Raw genomic sequence first — 15,762 nt, forward strand, 5'->3', positions numbered from 1 at the left:
GCTCTCTGAGGCCGTTTCGCACGAAAGGGCCTTTGCTTTATAGTGAGTGCGGATCGGCGGATTCTAGCATGCCCGCCATGGATTGCCCGAGATGAGGAAACCGATGCGCGCCCTTCCCTTGACTGCCCTCGCCCTGGCCAGCACCTTGCTGGCTGGCTGTGCGTCCAACGAGCCGGCACCGGATCTTCAGGAGCAGGACCTGTATCGTCAGGCCCAGGTTTCCCTGGATACCAGCCGCTTCAACTCCGCTGTGCAACAACTTGAAGCCCTGGATACTCGCTTCCCGTTCGGCAGCTACGCCGAACAGTCGCAGCTGGAGCTGATCTACGCCTATTATCAGGTCGACAACTGGGAGGCGGCACGCGCCGCGGCCAGCCGTTTCATTCGCCTGCACCCCGATCACCCGCAGGTCGATTATGCCTACTACATGCGTGGACTGGCAGCGTACAGCGCGGGTCGTTTCAGCCTGGAATCCCTCGATCTGATCGATATTTCCAAGCGTGACCTGGGCGCGACACGCGATGCCTACGTCGACTTCGGTGAGCTGGTACGTCGCTTCCCCAACAGCACCTACGCGGCAGATTCCCGTCAGCGCATCATCTATCTGCGCAACGTACTGGCGCGCGGCGAGCTGCAGACAGCCGATTTCTACCTGCGCAAGCAGGCCTATCTGGCTGCCGTGAAGCGTGGCGAGTGGGTCATTGAGCACTACCCTAACACTCCTGCCACCCGCGATGCGCTGGCCGTGATGGTCGAGGGCTATCTGGGCCTCGGTCTGCGTGACCGTGCCAGCGAGACGCTCAAGGTGCTGATCCAGAATGATCCGGACAACGAACGTCTGGATGGCCGCACCTTCGAGCCGCGTTACGTGAAGGCTGACGACCTGACGGTCTGACGACCGGCAGGCGTCACCATCGAAAAGCCCGTGATCATCGATCACGGGCTTTTTCGTGCTGCCAGCATGGCCAGAATCGTCGGATTCAGGCGTTTTCAGCGTCTTGCGCAAAGAATCCGCAATCCGTCATTCGCCGGCTACCCAGCCATTGACGATCGGGTAGCGACGGTCCCGCCCGAAGCCGCGCGGCGTGACACGCACACCCACCGGCGCCTGACGACGCTTGTACTCGGTACGGTCGACCAGACGCACCACGCGATAGACATCCTCTTCTTCAAAGCCTGAGCGGATGATCGCCTCGGCGCTCATGTCACCCTCGATGTAGTGTGTGAGAATCGCATCCAGGGTGTCGTAGTCCGGCAGCGAATCGCTGTCGAGCTGGTCTTCGGCGAGCTCGGCGGACGGCGGGCGCGTGATGACGCGCTCCGGAATCGCCGGGCCCATGGTGTTGCGCCAGTTGGCGAGACGGAACACCCAGCTCTTGTAGACATCCTTGAGCGCGTTGTAGCCGCCGACCATGTCGCCGTAGAGCGTGGCGTAACCCACCGCCATCTCGCTCTTGTTGCCGGTGGTCAGCACCATCAGGCCCTTCTTGTTGGAGATGGCCATCAGCAGCACGCCACGGCACCGCGACTGCAGATTCTCCTCGGTGGTGTCGCGCTCGCTGCCGGCGAAGCTCTCCGCCAGGGTCTCGGTGAAGGCCTCGACCATCGGCGCGATGGGCATCACCTCGTAATTCACGCCCAGCAGCCTGGCCTGCTCGGCGGCGTCTTCCTTGGAGATGTCCGCGGTGTAGTGATACGGCATCATCACGGCGTGCACGCGGTCCGCGCCCAGCGCATCGACGGCGATGGCCAGCGACAGGCCGGAATCGATGCCCCCGGAAAGCCCCAGCACCACACCCTTGAAGCCGCTCTTGTTGACGTAGTCACGCAGCCCGGTGACCAGCGCACAGTAGAGTGACTCCTCCGGCGACAGCAGCTCGGCGATCTCGCCACTCTGCGGCACCCAGTTGCCACCCTCTGCCTTGAGGAACTGCACCGGCATCAGGCCGACATCCCACCACGGCGCCTGCACGCAGGTCTTGCCGTCGGCATCGATGGCGGCAGAGCCCCCATCGAAGACCAGCTCATCCTGACCGCCGATCTGATTGACGTAGACCAGCGGGCAATTGACCTCGGCTGCCCGCTCGGCGAACAGCTGATTGCGCTCGGCCGGCTTCTCCAGGTGGTAGGGCGAGGCGTTGAGGCTGACGAGAATCTCGGCTCCGGCATCGCGTGCCTGACGGATCGGCGCGCCGTCCCACAGGTCTTCGCAGATGACGATGCCCAGACGGGCACCACGACACTCGACCACACACGGCTCGCTGCCCGGCGTGAAATAGCGCTGCTCATCGAAGACCTGATAGTTGGGCAAGGCCTGCTTGGCATATTCGGCGATCCACTCACCATCCTTGAGCACGCCGGCCAGGTTGTAACGCTTGCCGTCACGCATGCCGGGGTAGCCGACGATGACCATCACGCCGGGCGCGACCTTCTTCGCCATCTGGGCGCGCGCCTCCTCGAGGCGGGATTCCATGGACTCGCGCAGCAGCAGGTCTTCCGGCGGGTAGCCGGTCAGACACAACTCGGGCAGCACTACGACATCGGCCTTGTGCTCAAGACTCGCTTCACGCACCGATTCGATGGCACGCGCAGTGTTGCCGGGAATATCACCGACCAGCGGGTCGAGCTGGGCCATCACCAGAGTCAGATCTTGCATGCGGTAAGGATCTCTCGATTGGCGGTTCGATAAGGGGCCAGTACACTGTGGCCAGACATCTGGCTCAGATCACTGAGCCGTGCACCGGCCCACCTGTCATCATGTTGGCCGCCATTGTCCCGCAAGGTCGCGCCGCTGGCAAAAGCCACGCGCGCCGCCTCATCTGGGAGTCATATAGGAATGAGCCTGTTGATCATCCGTCTGCTGGTTTTCGTCGCCCTGTTCTGGGCCGGCCTGCGCCTTTACCGCATGTATCGCCAATGGAAGCTGAGCCAGGACGACTACGGCAACGACAGCCCCGCCGAACGCGAGGCGCAGAACATGGTGCGCTGCGCCTACTGCGACCTGCATCTGCCGGAAAATGACGCCATCCGCCATGAGGCGCTGCACTTCTGCTGCCAGGAACACCAGCAGCACTTCCTCGACGAAGGACCGCGCAAATGATTCGCCACCGAGACGAGATGCTCGATGGCGAAAGACGGCAACCAATCCCTCAGGCCCAGCGGGTCTCGCCGGCATCTGACGACGCATCCAGCGCAGCGATCTCGGCCAGCAGAGTCTCGGGCTGGTAGGGCGCGGGGTCGATGATCGGCGTGCGCCCGAGCAGTTGATCCGCCAGCAGGCGGGTCGAGGCCGGCGCCAGTACCAGCCCATTGCGGTAATGGCCGGCATTGACGTGCAGGTGGCGGCGTTCAGGCACGGCGCCGATGAAGGGCGTGCCGGTCGGCGAACCGGGGCGCAGTCCCGCCCAGTGGTGCTCCACCTCACACTCCGCCAGCGCGGGGATGATCTCGCAGGCGCTCTTGATCAGTGACTCGCGTGCCTCGGCGGTGGTCGCCTTGTCGAAGCCGACCTCCTCCAGCGTCGAGCCGGCCACGATGCGACCATCGCCCCGCGGTATCACGTAGCGTCCATTCTTGAGCACCACGCGCTCCACCAGCCCCTTGGGTGCCTTGAACAGCACCATCTGGCCGCGTACCGGCCGCACCGGCAGCGCAAGCCCCGCCTCTCTCAGAATCTCACGACTCCAGGCACCACCGCAGACCACGACCTGCCCGGCAGACAGCACCGAATTGGCGGTCTGTACGCCGATGGCGGTGTCGTCCTGCAGCAGAATGCCCTGCACCGCGACATTCTCCAGCAGGCGCACGCGCGGGTGAGCGTCGAGCGCGGCACGCAGTGACTTGCCCAGACGCGGATTGCGGATGCTGCCAAGCGTCGGCATCCACAGCGCCGACTCGCAACCGGGCGCGACCGCCGGTGCCTTGTCATAGACGAAGTCGGCGTCCACGCGCGTCAGCGGCTTGGCATATTCCCGGGACCAGGCCAGTGCCTGCTCGGCGTCCTCGACATTCAGGTACAGCAGGCCCTGCTGGCGATATTCGGGGTCGATGCCGGTGGTCTCGATCAGGCGCTCGGCCAAGGTGGGGTAGAAGCCTTCCGACCAGGCAGACAGGCGCGAGATCGGCGCGCTATAACGCCACGGATACAACGGCGAGACGATACCGCCGCCCGCCCATGACGCCTCACGCCCACACTGGCCTCGCTCGACCAGCGTGACCTCGGCACCACCATCCGCCAGCTCCAGCGCGGTCAGCATGCCGATCACGCCACCGCCTACCACCACAAAGTCATTCACGCCTGTTCGCTCCTGCCATCAGCCCGGGAAAGGGGTCAAGAATACGCCGCCCGCAAGGCGGTGCAAGCGAGCCGCGTGCAATCCAGCATTGCGCAGAGCCTCCAGCATTGAGCAGAGTCTCCAGCATCGTGCAGAGCCGAGCGCTTCACGGCTACCAGCAATCGCCATCGCCGGTCGTATCGCGGACACCGGTATTGGTGAGGGTCAGCGCGGGGCAGTCGGCATCGGCGCTTTGAGGTGCCACCGCGGTCGCGATGAGCGTGAAGCGCGTGGTCGTGGCGCCATCCTCCAGGCTCAGGGTGTAATAGCCTTCCGGCGACTCGGTGGCACGCCCCAGTCCTTCCTCATCACAATCACTGTCGCCGGCGATGCTGGTCGCGTAGCCACCGCAACGCGCCATGTAGCGCTCCTGGGCTTGAGCCAATGACATCAGTGCCGCCTGCCCATCGGCACGACGCGAGCGGATCACCTGGTCCTGATAGCTCGGGTAGGCGATCGCCGCGAGAATGCCGACGATGACGATCACGATCATGATCTCCGTCAGCGTGAAGCCTGAGGTGTACCGGCGCCGAGAGAGGCGCGAACGGGAAGAGAGAAGACTGGCCATGAAGTGCTTCCTTGAAGAACGTGAATGAAGGGCTTGGGTGAAAGACCAGGGCGCAAGACTCGGCCAAAAGGCACCGAGCAAGCCTGCCTGAAGGAAGTAAACCCTGATGAAAGGCAAGGCGCCGCCACCCCGGGGAAGGCGTGGCGGCGCAGCGTGTCATCCTTGCCTCATGTCCGAGGCGGGCTCAGCGCAGCTGATACCAGGAGACACGGCCGGTGTCCGTCGAGCTGGACACGTTGAGATCATAGGACGAGACACCGCCCTCCTCGCTGCCCAGCGAACTGGTGCCCACGTAGACCGTATCACCGACACTGACACTGGACGTCGGTGTACCGCTCAACTTGACGCTGACGATGACATTGCCGACGGCGACGGTGTCATCAACGAGGGTACCGACCAGGTCATCAGCGCTGAAGGCCTCATCCTGATTGAAATCGAAGATGGTCACGTAGCTGCCTTCGCTATCGTCGTAGGTCGGCAGACCTGTCTCGGTGTCCAGCGCGACCAGCCAGCCACCGCCGGTACTTTCACAGAAGTTGGTTCCGGTACTGGACGTGCTGGTGGAGAAGACCACCAGATTGGAGAGCAGATTGGCCGGCTCGACCAGCTCTTCCTGCTCGGAGGCATCCAGATCCAGATACCAGCCGAAGCGATCCGTGTCTTGATCCTCGAGCTGGCTGGGATAGTAGGCAAAGCTGTCGCCGCCAAGGGTCCGGCCTGTCAGCTCGCCGTTGGTGTAGCTGCCGCTGACGAAGTTGCGTGCCTCAAGGTCACTGCGCGTCAGGCCGGTATGACTGCCGCCGGTATCCAGCACGGTGTAGAGGCTCTGCGTGACCCAGGCTTCATCTTCGGCGTCGGCGTACATGTCCTGGCCGGTCCCGAAGGACACCAGCAGATTGGGCGAGGTCATGGTGTGCGTCTCGCCGGAGTAGCGACTGAGTGTCGGCTTGACGGTGATCGGCTGCAGCGCGTCCGTCTGGCACTCCCCGCCGGTCAGGCTGGTAGCACAGGCCGTGAACAGGCGCGTGACACTCCACTTGCTGCTGTCGTCGTCACTGAGGTCAAACTTCCACAGTCGCCCCTGCAGGTCTCCGCCATAGGCGAAATCGACGGTGCCATTGCTGTCGAGGTCCGCGACCTGCAGGTTTGCCAATCCGCCTGTCACCCCGCTGGGGGACAGCTTGGCGATCACGCCACCGGCATTGACTCCATCAAGCTCCAGCGCGAACAACGTCGGCGCGGCGTTCTCATCGACCGTTTCCAGCCCGTTGCCGACCAGCACCGCGCTGTCGCCGTTGTTCAGTGACACGATATGCGCGCTGCCGTAGACATGCCCCATGTCATCATCGTCACTGGCACCGAATTCCCAGCGCACCACATCATCTTCATCGAAGTCTTCGCCTGCCACGGCCTTGGTGACATTGAGCGCGAACAGGCCGCGCCCACCGCCAGCGAGACCGGAGACCAGCCACTCCTCACCATTCAGGCTGGCCAGACGCAGTTCACCGTCGACATAGTAGCGATGCTGATAGCCCGGGTCCGTCAGATACCCCAGCCCTGCGTCGTCCTCTTCGCTGTAGAGCAGTTCCGGAATATAGGCGAACTGCTCGTTACCGGTCTTGAGGTCGAAAGCATGCAGCATGCCGTCGTTGGCCCCGACGAAGACACTGCCCTCTGTCGTCGAGTCTTCTTGAGTCACGACGACAGGCGACGAGCCGATGATGTCGCCCAGCTGAACGCCAGTGCGATTGCGCAGACCATCGCCTTCGTATTCATCGCTGCCCCGCAGCCACTCGATCGCTGCCTCCACGTGGTCATCGGTGGAGTTGCCGCCGACCTCCATGCGCGCGAGATCATTGCGCTGGCTGGAGCTCAGGCGGCCCGCGTTGTCGGTCGTGAACTTGACTCCGTTGCCGCCGGACATGGTGAAGACCGTACGCGACTCAACACCATCCTTCTCTTCCAATGCCTCACTCAACTGGGTGGCAGCACTCCAGACCTGGTCGTCATCCTCAACGTCCTTGCCCTCCTGTACCGACGAGGCCACCACATCGCCCGTCCAGGTCGAGGCGGAATAGCGGCTCTCGATCAGTCGGCTATCCGTCTCGACACTGGCCGTCGTCAGGTTGGTGGAGAGGCCGCTGACACTGTTGCCCACCGCGACGATCTCGGAGGCGATCGCCGCCAGGGCCGAGACGAGGTCCGTCGGGCTGGAGGCATTGAAGTAGGAGCCCCCACCATCGATCGCCGCCTGCTCCAGGTCATCAATGGTGCTGGAGCTGCTTTCGGTGACACGCTTTTTGCTGCTCCACTCATCACTGTCGGAGTCCACACCAAAGGCGACGGTATACGTCGTCATCACCTGCTTTTCATAGGTGCCACTGCCAAGGTTTTTGCGTAAATCAATATTGGCATAATAATAAGCGACATCCGCCAAGGTGGCATCGCCACCAGATCGGCCATTGCTTTGACGCCAGGTACGACCATCACCATTGGCATCACGAATATCTTTTTCAATCGCAGTGGAGTATGAAGAGTCCTCGGAATTCCAGAAACCATCGGTTATGAGGACAGTGAAATTCTGCTGACACATACCGCCTTCATCTGCAGAAATTATGGGGGAATCCCCGAGCCCCCTATAATCACCCTGGTAATATTTACCGGCACGATGAAGAGCCTCACGCAGTGGAGTTCCACGATAGGAATTATAATTGTATTCAGTATTCGGTATGATTTTGGAGCCAACGATAGCATCCTTCACTTCATCCAGATGATCATTACCACTGTCAGAGCTTGTTATTATTGAGACTATTGTTCCGATAGAATTGATGACCTCGCTTATCAATGTATCATATATATCATCAACTTCAGCTTGCTTGGCAGTAACAGAGTCTGGATTGATAGTCAAAAAGCCAGTGCGAAAATTAGTGCCTGCCAACAACTCCAAGGCAGCAGCCTTACCGACACCCAAACGATCACGATAGTAGGTAAACCAATTGGCGTAATTGATTTTTTCTTGTTCCGAAAGACTGTCACCTGAGAGTTTTACCTCAGTATCCGAATTACAGTTACTTCCAGTGTAGTAACGATAGTTCAAATCTGGATCGGTGAGATCAACCAGGTTACTGGTAACATCTCCTAAGTTGAAATCAACCCAGGTAGCAGTAGGATCCATATTGTCATAGCGTTCATCCCCATCCCCCTTTTTCCAAGGAAGATAAGTCTGATGAGGGTTATATGCTTGAGTATTTTGTGTGTAGCAGAAATACTTCCTATCCAAGTCAAGAGGTTTGAAAACAGTCTCACATTTCTTTTGTTTTCCCCACCACCTCTGTACCCACTCACACTCTTTCTGTTCGGCATAGACCAAGTCATATTTCTGAACAGAATCCCCACCCTCAAAAGTGTCTTCAAAAGACATCGAGCCCGAATCATCCAGCACCAGCAGGACGTTGGGCGTGACGCCGACACTCTGGGTGGTGGGCAACTGAAGTAGTGTGTCGCTGTCTGCCAGCACGGGCAAGGCGACCAGCAGTCCACCTGACAGCAAGACCGGCAGGTGAATACGACGCAAGCCGCTGCGGCGGGGTGAGTGCTTCGATTTCATCGATAGATTCCCTTCAATCGGCCATCATGATTTCGCTTTGCACCACTGCCAGTGCACGCTTCTTGCTATCAGGGTCACCTGCGCTCTCAAGACTCCAACCGGCGGCCGTGATGCGGAAGGCATTCAACAACTGACTGCTGCTCAGGTTATCGTCATTCAGAACGCCTTCCGTCGTCTCTCCGAGATACTCGATGACATAGTTGCCGTTGTCAGCCGCATCACCACTCAAGACACCTTCCCCCTCCCAGGCGTCTGCCTGCAGAGGATCGAAGTCCAGGTCCTCCCCCGCCGTGACGTCATAGAAGCCGTCCCCACCGAAATCATCCAGGGTCAGCTCCCCCTCGAGCAGACGACTCTCCGCCTGTTGCTGAAGGCTCTCGGCCTCCGCGTAGGCGTTGTCGTAGAACTGGGTATTCATCAACATGCGGGTCTGCAACTGGGTATCTTCATTGCCCGTCACCGCCATCACACCCACCACGATCAGCATGATCAGCACGACCAGCAATGCCATGCCTTGCTGGCGTGGCAGCCTGGGAGAACTTGACTGGTTCATAGACCGATATTCCTCGGGCTCAGGGTGATATCGAAGGTGCGTTGCAACTCACCGTTCCCCTCACCCTCGACATTGATCGTCGGCGGCGTCTTGAGGATCAGGCTGATGTGGATCCGTCTGACGCTGCTCCAGTCGTTCGCGGCCTCCACTTCCGCCACGCTGCGCTCCACGGCAAAGCGACTCGCGCTACCGCTGCCGGAGGCCGTATCGAAGGTCAGGTCCAGCGCTTCGACGTATCGCGCCACTTCTTCGCCACAGCCTGCTGCCGGGTCGCCAGCGACATCCTCGCCGTTCAGGCAGAGCCGAACGGGGGAGTCGTCATCGGCCTGTGACAGCAACAGGTACCAACGCTGCAGCGGATAGACATATGCCTGGGTCTGTATGGTGCCGCCATAGCCGTGCTCGACGGCGCTCGACAGCTCGAGCGAGTTGTTGCCATCGCCCGAGAGGCGTGCGATATCGCCGCTCTCACAGTCGCTGATCAGCACGACGCTATCCGTCTCCAGCGTGCCGGAGGTGTAGTCCTCCAGGGTCAGCGAGGTATCGCCCTGGGCGACGCTCGCCCCGAGCTGCCAACCGCGCTGCGCTCCCAGCGCCGGTACCTGCAAGGCCAGACGGTCGTAGGTGACCCCCGCCACCGTGTCGGACTCGGCCGTCAGAGGAGAATCGGACAGCGCATGGCTGCCGGTACCATCACTGACACTACTCACCGACGCACAACCGGAAAAGCCGGCATTGCGCACCAATGGCTGCAGGCGGCGTGTGACATGGCGTGCAGACTCCTGCAGGTAGGACACGGCAGACGTGGTGTTGAGGGTCGAGCGCGAGGCCAGAAAGTATTCCAGCGCCATGGCGGAAATGAACAGTCCCAGCACCAGCGCCAGCATCAATTCGACCAGGCCGACGCCCTGCTGGGCACGCCGTGAGGGAATCGAGCGCGGCGCCCGAGGCGAGCGCGACGCGAAGGCTCGCAGCGGGAGGGAGGCTTTCGACGACATCAGGGCACCACTCGTATCTGTAGGGTCTCGCTCAATGCCTGAGCATCGGCGTCCATGCTGTCTTCGTTCTGCCCGAGCTGCGCGGCACCGCTCCAGCCGAGGGTCAGAGTGAGAAGGTCACTGCCGCTGCTGGCGATGGACCCGACCGGCGCGTTCAGACTGCTGTCCTCAAGCCTGTCCGCCCACACCGCCACATCACGGGCCGCAAGCTCGGCAACACTGCATGGGCAACCGCCCGGATTTCCTGCCCCCGCAGTGGAAAGCCCATCGTAGTCATCCACGCCATCGGGATTGGCCTGAATGCGCTCTGCCATGCTGACCAGGAGAATACGGGCTTCGGTACGCGCGTAACTCTCGTTGTTGGCCTGCAGACTTTCCATCTGCATGAGCCCGAACCCCAGCAATGTCAGCCCCATCAACAGCAGAGCGATCAACGCCTCCAGCAGGCTGGTACCTTGCTGGCCACCGCTTGCGCGGGACACGCCAAGCTCAGCAACTCTGGTCATCGCTGCCATAAGTCTCCGTCAATACTCGTCCGATGGGAGTCAATTCAAGCTGGCGATGGCCCTGCCCGCCCGACTGATCGCAGATCAACAACCAGGTGGAATCAGAGGTCGCGCCCTGATCATCGAAAGTCACGCCGGCAACACCCGCCTGCACGGTGATGGCGGCATCAAACACGCGCAACAGGTCATCGCCCAGCGACGCCCGTGCCTCGGCCTGACTGCCCTGCACCACCGCCCAGCCATTGCTCCAGCTGGTGGAATTCATGCAGGCGTCACCCTGCGCATTCAGAGGGCAGAGCGTGATGTCGTTGCCGCTGGCCACCGCCTCACTACGCGCATAGTTGATGGAAGACACGAGCGTCTCGGCCGTGCCGGTGACGGCGTTGCGCGCGACCACCCCCTGCCAGGCGGGGACGGCAATCGTGATCGTGATCACGAGAATGGCCAGCGTGATCATCAGCTCAATCAACGTGAAGCCTTGCTGGCGGCCCTGCTGACATCCATGCCGAAGTGCAGGAAAAAGCTGCATCGTCTTACCCCTGAAAGCCACGCAGGCCAAAGCACCCTGCAGGGCGTGAAATTGGGCAATTTAACGTCTATGAACCACAGATGGAATCATTATGTTACACAAGATTACCCATCATTCCGAAAACTCCCCATAATCACCGTTATTCCATATTTCTCGACTGAACCTCATCCACCAGACAAAAAAAGCCCCGATCATCGTAGATCGAGGCTTCAGGCGCTTGCCATGCAATGTCGGCTGTCAGTGCCTACCAACAATCACTGCTATCGGTGTCTTCCGAGTCCTCAAGGACTGCCGCTCCCTTCACTCCCAACTCCGTGAGCGTAAAGGTGGCGCAGTCCTCATCGTTGGCCTGACTGCCGGTAGCAGTGGCGGTCAAGGTATAGCTGTCTGCATCGCCTGCGACGGCCAGGTTGTAGAAGCCTTCCTCGCTGACGGCATCTGCCTGGCCCAGCCCGATACCACCGCCACCGCCTCCAAGCGCATCTCCACAGCTGGTCGCCGCTGTCACGCTGGCCGTCGCGTATTCACCGCAGGTTGCCATGATGCGCTCCTGGGTCTGGGCAAGCGCCAGCAAGGCGGTGGTGGCGTCGGTGCGACGTGAACGCTCCACCTGATCCTGATAGCTGGGATAGGCGATCGCCGCCAGAATGCCGATGATGGCCACGGCAATCATGAGCTCCAGCAGACCGAAGCCGCCTTGTGCCCGAGCCCCCCCTGTTCGCCTGATCATCAGCGCCCCCGACGCAGCAGCGTGATGTCGATGACCTGCTTCGGCTCACCACGTGGGTCGAAGCGCACCTCGACCTCCTGCCCCGGCGTGAGGTGGAAGGCCTTCAGCTCGCGCCCATTGCGATTGAGTATCCGGCTATCCGGCTGAAGCACGAACCCCATGTCGTCGACGAGCAGCTGATCTCCCTCTCGCTCGTCGATGACGCCGGTGACGCTCTGCTCCATGACCAGCGGAATCGGGGCATCTTCCGCCAGGGCCTGGGAGCCCCAGCTCGTGAAGAGCAGGCCCGCCGCCAGCATCAGTCCACTACCAGTCAGCTTGAGTCGTGATGTCTTCATGGTCTCTCTCCTAGCGCAGCTGATACCAGGCACTACGGCCTTCCAGCCCATCGATCCCGAAGTCCATGGCCATTTCGACCACCTGATTGGTGCCACCCTGACCGACATACTGGGTATCGCCCAGGAATTTCGGTGAGGTGGGCTCGCCTTCTGTCTTGATCGAGAGTACGACCTGATTGTTGACGTTGTCGCTCGCGTTGACCTCGCCATCAGCGTTGTAATCAAAGACCTGCTGCACATTGTTGTAACTGCGTACCGGCTGCAGGCCGTTGCGCAAGCTGAGCGCATTCAGCCAACCACTGGCACCGCCAGTACAGGGGCCATTGGAGCCCGGGATGGTGGTATTGAAGACAATCAGATCACCACGGACAGCCGGGATGGTCACCAGACGCTCACCGGAGTCCGGTAGCTCCAGGTACCAGCCATACTGCATACCATTGTTGTTCTGATTGGAATAATCGACGCCTACCCCCGTGACCGTTCGCGCGTCACTCACGCCACTGATATTGGAGAAGCTCTGCTTTTCCAGCTGGCCATGATGACGGCGAGTCGAAGACCCGGTATGCAGCACGCTGTAGAAGGATTGCGTCGAGGTATCGACCGCATCCTGCAGCGTCAGCAATTGCCCGGTGCCCCAGTACACATTCAGGTACGGCGTATCGACGGTGCTGTTGAAGACACCGCTGCGTGCCACGGCTACCCGCGATGTGATGGGCTGACGGGAAGCAGCTGGGCAGATCGATGACGTGCTGTTCAAGGCAACGGCACATGACTGGAACAGACGCGACATTTCGCTGCTGCCGATGTTGCTCAGCGAGAACTCGCGCATGTCGAACACCCAGACATTGCCATGCAGGTCGCCGGCATAGACCCAGTCGGTGATGCCATCGGCATCGACGTCGGCCAGCTCAGGGCTCGACATGCCATTGCAGTCACTGCTGCCAGAGGTGCACGACCCACCGGCATTACTGCCCTGTTGAGAATCCAGCAGCGCATAGTTGTCGGGGTCTTCCAGGTCCACGATGAACAACTTGGCACGCCCATCGCTGTCGGCGTTGTAGCCATTGCCGAAGATGGCATACCACTTGCCGTCATCCAGACGCGCTACCTGAATATCGCTGAAGGTATAGCCGAGGTCCTCGTGCGTGAATTCCCACTGCACGATCTCGGCCGGCGAGGTGCCGTCGGATTCACCCAATGACTCGAAGCCTTCAGGATCGGTGATATCCAGCATGTAGACCGCCTTGCCGCCAGCGCCCAGCCCACCCAGCAGGACCGAGTGCCAACCGGGCGCATCCTCATCCCCCAACTGGACATGCACGTCACGCGCGACCGGAGTGGCATCGACATAGTACTGGTGCACATAGTTCTGATCAGCGAGCTGGCGAATACCGCGCCCGCTCTCGATGCTGAAGGCGGCATACGGCATGTAGGCGAACTTCTCTTCACCGGTCTCCATGTCGATGGCGTGCAGCATGCCGTCGTTGGCACCGATGTAGATCATGTTCTGGCGCTCCTCATACAGCGTCTTGAAGGAGCGGTACGAAGACACTTCCATGTCATTGCGATAGCTGGCCGAAGGCGGCCCGACGATCGCCGGCGAGGCATGCACGATATCTCCGAGATAGTTGTCGTCACGCTCGCGGAACAAGGTGCCTTCGTAGGCATCATCACCCTTGAGGTAGCCGATCAGATTCTCGAGATCCGACGTTCTGACACCAAGGTTAGCGCCATCCAGCTTCAGGAAGGTACCGGTAGTATCCAGGACGCGTCCCGTCAGCTGAGTCACGCCACTGGTGACGCCTCCGACCACTGAGCCGACTCCGCCAAGAATGCCATCATCATCGTCGTCGTCGTCGTCGTCGTCGTCATCATCCCGGACGGTTCTCCGCAGCGTTGCCAGCAGTGTTTCTGACAGCAGGGTCTCATCGAGGAAGCCCACGAGGTCCAGTACCTGTTCGGCCTCCAGTGATCCGGCCTCCTCGATATTGAAGAAGAACGCCTTTTCATCCACTTCGGAGATCCCCGGGTTGTAGGTGATCACCTTGCGGCTGGAGCTACGGCTATCATCGTCACGCAACCACTCCGCGACGGACCAGTCCGAGGTGGCGCTCAAGGCGCCATTGGTGCCGATCTTGCGTGCAACGACATCGCCCGACCAATCGGCGGGATCATAGATGGTCTGGATCACATAAGCGCCGCTGGTCTGCCCACCACTGCTGATGTCCAGGCTACCGGTGCTGGCCGCGCGCCCTGCGATGGACTGCGCGATATTGTTCAGCGCATCAATCAATGCCTGCGGATTGGCGGCGCTGAGATATTCACCACGTCCGTTCCAGGCCGCATGGCGCAGATCATCGATGGTGGTATTGGTATTGGCGGAAGGCTGCGGCCAGGTGAAGGCAGACTCGAGATCAGCAGGGTTCTCGGACAGCGAGCCATCCACACCGAAAGCGACGGTGTAGGTCACCATGTGCTGAGCGGAGTTTTCATCCACTCCCGGTATGGTAGGCACGCTGTCGATCAAGTCAGTCCGCAGGTCCTCGCGATAATATTTCATCGCGACATCGCCAAGCGTATTGGAATGGCTGTCACGGTGACTGGCACTGATGTGATCACCGCTGCCACCATCGACGTTGCCGACACTGGGGCTGGAGCCATTCCAGTAGCCATCGCTCATCATGATGGAATAGTTCTGCTGGCACATGCCGCCCTCATCCGCACTCAGGATGGGAGCATTGCTTCCAGTGCTGGAATAATACTCACCGGCATTCTTGAGCGCGGTACGCAGAGGGGTGCCACCGGAGGGATAGGCGGTAAACAGCTCCTCCAGCAGGTCTTCACGCTCATCGACATCCGTCATGTCCGCAACGTTGCGATTGTTGCGACCCTGGATGGTACGTAGCCCGACCCGGGACTCGTTGGCGTCGATCACGCCGGCCATGGCGGATTTGGCCACGGACATGCGGTCACGGTAATACGTGAACCAGTTGGCGAAGTTGGTCTTCTGCGCGGCGGACTGCTGGTTGATGTAGGTCTGACGTGTGTTGTCCACATAGAGGCTGCTGCCGCTTTGATAGAGGCCACACTCCTCGAAGTCATACTCTCCATCACCATCATTATCCGTCCAGGGCATGTAGTAGACCCCGGTGAGGTTGACGGTGGACGTCGGCTCATAAGGATTTGAACGCGCCGTCAACAACGTGGCATCTGCGTACTCCACCCCAAAGCGGTCCTTGCCCGCCCAAGGGGTGTAGGTCAGCTCCGGATCGTAGGCCAGCACATTGAAACCATTGCACGAGCCGATGGCCCGAGCGATGGTGTTCTGGGTGCGATGGCTGACGACCCCGGCATTGATCGAGTAGACCCCGGAGTTCCCAAGCACCGAGGACGCTGGCTGATACCCCCAGTGTTCCACCCCCTTGTTGAGAGTGTCTTCCCAGGCCATGCTGCCCGAATCATCCAGAATGAACAGGATATTGGGCTGAACCCCGGTCGCTTCCGTGACCGGGGCGCGGGCGATTTCCCCGGGGGCCGCCAGACAGGGCAAGGCGACAAGGCACAAGGCACCACTCAGCAGATAACGCATATTCATGCTC

The 15,762-nt window shown here is 60.6% G+C and carries 13 protein-coding genes; 2 read left to right on the forward strand and 11 right to left on the reverse strand.

Annotated features, from left to right (window positions below):
* Positions 1–91: 91 nt before the first annotated feature.
* Positions 92–895, forward strand: coding sequence for an outer membrane protein assembly factor BamD (locus tag U0O11_RS16365; RefSeq protein WP_054556941.1), 804 nt, complete (start codon positions 92–94; stop codon positions 893–895).
* Between the two features lie 126 nt (positions 896–1,021).
* Here the strand turns inward: U0O11_RS16365 and U0O11_RS16370 are convergent, their stop codons facing one another.
* On the reverse strand, positions 1,022–2,656 hold the full coding sequence (locus tag U0O11_RS16370; protein WP_043337176.1) for an NAD+ synthase: 1,635 nt from the start codon (positions 2,654–2,656) through the stop codon (positions 1,022–1,024).
* A 180-nt stretch (positions 2,657–2,836) separates the two neighbouring features.
* On the opposite strand from U0O11_RS16370, the gene U0O11_RS16375 reads away from it, so the two are divergent.
* Positions 2,837–3,100, forward strand: coding sequence for a PP0621 family protein (locus tag U0O11_RS16375; protein WP_043337174.1), 264 nt, complete (start codon positions 2,837–2,839; stop codon positions 3,098–3,100).
* Between the two features lie 49 nt (positions 3,101–3,149).
* On the opposite strand, the gene thiO is transcribed toward U0O11_RS16375, so the two are convergent.
* The 10 genes from thiO to U0O11_RS16425 form a co-directional block, all read right to left on the reverse strand.
* Complete coding sequence (gene thiO, locus U0O11_RS16380; RefSeq protein ID WP_279837328.1) at positions 3,150–4,295, reverse strand: glycine oxidase ThiO; 1,146 nt, start codon at positions 4,293–4,295, stop codon at positions 3,150–3,152.
* A gap of 151 nt (positions 4,296–4,446) precedes the next feature.
* A complete protein-coding gene (locus U0O11_RS16385; protein WP_054556939.1) occupies positions 4,447–4,902 on the reverse strand; it encodes a type IV pilin protein in 456 nt (151 codons plus the stop codon).
* A 184-nt stretch (positions 4,903–5,086) separates the two neighbouring features.
* Positions 5,087–7,261, reverse strand: a complete 2,175-nt coding sequence (locus tag U0O11_RS16390; protein ID WP_279837329.1) for a pilus assembly protein — start codon at positions 7,259–7,261, stop codon at positions 5,087–5,089.
* 1,261 nt (positions 7,262–8,522) lie between these two features.
* Positions 8,523–9,062, reverse strand: a complete 540-nt coding sequence (locus U0O11_RS16395; protein ID WP_279837330.1) for a pilus assembly PilX family protein — start codon at positions 9,060–9,062, stop codon at positions 8,523–8,525.
* Positions 9,059–10,060 carry a PilW family protein gene (locus tag U0O11_RS16400; RefSeq protein ID WP_279837331.1) on the reverse strand — a complete coding sequence of 334 codons (1,002 nt, stop codon included), beginning with the start codon at positions 10,058–10,060 and terminating at the stop codon, positions 9,059–9,061. Before U0O11_RS16400 ends, U0O11_RS16395 begins: the two co-directional genes overlap by 4 nt.
* The gene (locus U0O11_RS16405) at positions 10,060–10,566 is read right to left on the reverse strand and encodes a hypothetical protein (RefSeq protein ID WP_153636659.1); all 507 of its coding nucleotides are present in this window, start codon (positions 10,564–10,566) and stop codon (positions 10,060–10,062) included. Before U0O11_RS16405 ends, U0O11_RS16400 begins: the two co-directional genes overlap by 1 nt.
* Positions 10,550–11,095, reverse strand: a complete 546-nt coding sequence (locus U0O11_RS16410; RefSeq protein ID WP_215824657.1) for a GspH/FimT family pseudopilin — start codon at positions 11,093–11,095, stop codon at positions 10,550–10,552. The genes U0O11_RS16405 and U0O11_RS16410 overlap by 17 nt, the downstream gene beginning before the upstream one ends.
* 244 nt (positions 11,096–11,339) lie before the next feature.
* Complete coding sequence (locus U0O11_RS16415; RefSeq protein WP_054556933.1) at positions 11,340–11,768, reverse strand: type IV pilin protein; 429 nt, start codon at positions 11,766–11,768, stop codon at positions 11,340–11,342.
* A gap of 56 nt (positions 11,769–11,824) precedes the next feature.
* Positions 11,825–12,163 carry a hypothetical protein gene (locus tag U0O11_RS16420; protein ID WP_043335952.1) on the reverse strand — a complete coding sequence of 113 codons (339 nt, stop codon included), beginning with the start codon at positions 12,161–12,163 and terminating at the stop codon, positions 11,825–11,827.
* A gap of 10 nt (positions 12,164–12,173) precedes the next feature.
* Entirely contained in the window at positions 12,174–15,752 is a 3,579-nt protein-coding gene (locus tag U0O11_RS16425; RefSeq protein WP_279837332.1) for a pilus assembly protein, read from the reverse strand.
* Positions 15,753–15,762: the final 10 nt, after the last annotated feature.

Source organism: Cobetia sp. D5, assembly GCF_035666195.1.
GTDB classification, from domain to species: domain Bacteria; phylum Pseudomonadota; class Gammaproteobacteria; order Pseudomonadales; family Halomonadaceae; genus Cobetia; species Cobetia amphilecti.

Excerpts from the sequence above, each read along its gene's own strand:
- U0O11_RS16365 (WP_054556941.1), top strand. The coding sequence starts at position 92 with ATGAGGAAACCGATGCGCGCCCTTCCCTTGACTGCCCTCGCCCTGGCC.
- U0O11_RS16370 (WP_043337176.1), bottom strand. The coding sequence starts at position 2,656 with ATGCAAGATCTGACTCTGGTGATGGCCCAGCTCGACCCGCTGGTCGGT.
- U0O11_RS16375 (WP_043337174.1), top strand. The coding sequence starts at position 2,837 with ATGAGCCTGTTGATCATCCGTCTGCTGGTTTTCGTCGCCCTGTTCTGG.
- U0O11_RS16385 (WP_054556939.1), bottom strand. The coding sequence starts at position 4,902 with ATGGCCAGTCTTCTCTCTTCCCGTTCGCGCCTCTCTCGGCGCCGGTAC.
- U0O11_RS16390 (WP_279837329.1), bottom strand. The coding sequence starts at position 7,261 with ATGACGACGTATACCGTCGCCTTTGGTGTGGACTCCGACAGTGATGAG.
- U0O11_RS16395 (WP_279837330.1), bottom strand. The coding sequence starts at position 9,062 with ATGAACCAGTCAAGTTCTCCCAGGCTGCCACGCCAGCAAGGCATGGCA.
- U0O11_RS16400 (WP_279837331.1), bottom strand. The coding sequence starts at position 10,060 with ATGTCGTCGAAAGCCTCCCTCCCGCTGCGAGCCTTCGCGTCGCGCTCG.
- U0O11_RS16405 (WP_153636659.1), bottom strand. The coding sequence starts at position 10,566 with ATGACCAGAGTTGCTGAGCTTGGCGTGTCCCGCGCAAGCGGTGGCCAG.
- U0O11_RS16410 (WP_215824657.1), bottom strand. The coding sequence starts at position 11,095 with ATGCAGCTTTTTCCTGCACTTCGGCATGGATGTCAGCAGGGCCGCCAG.
- U0O11_RS16415 (WP_054556933.1), bottom strand. The coding sequence starts at position 11,768 with ATGATTGCCGTGGCCATCATCGGCATTCTGGCGGCGATCGCCTATCCC.
- U0O11_RS16420 (WP_043335952.1), bottom strand. The coding sequence starts at position 12,163 with ATGAAGACATCACGACTCAAGCTGACTGGTAGTGGACTGATGCTGGCG.
- U0O11_RS16425 (WP_279837332.1), bottom strand. The coding sequence starts at position 15,752 with ATGCGTTATCTGCTGAGTGGTGCCTTGTGCCTTGTCGCCTTGCCCTGT.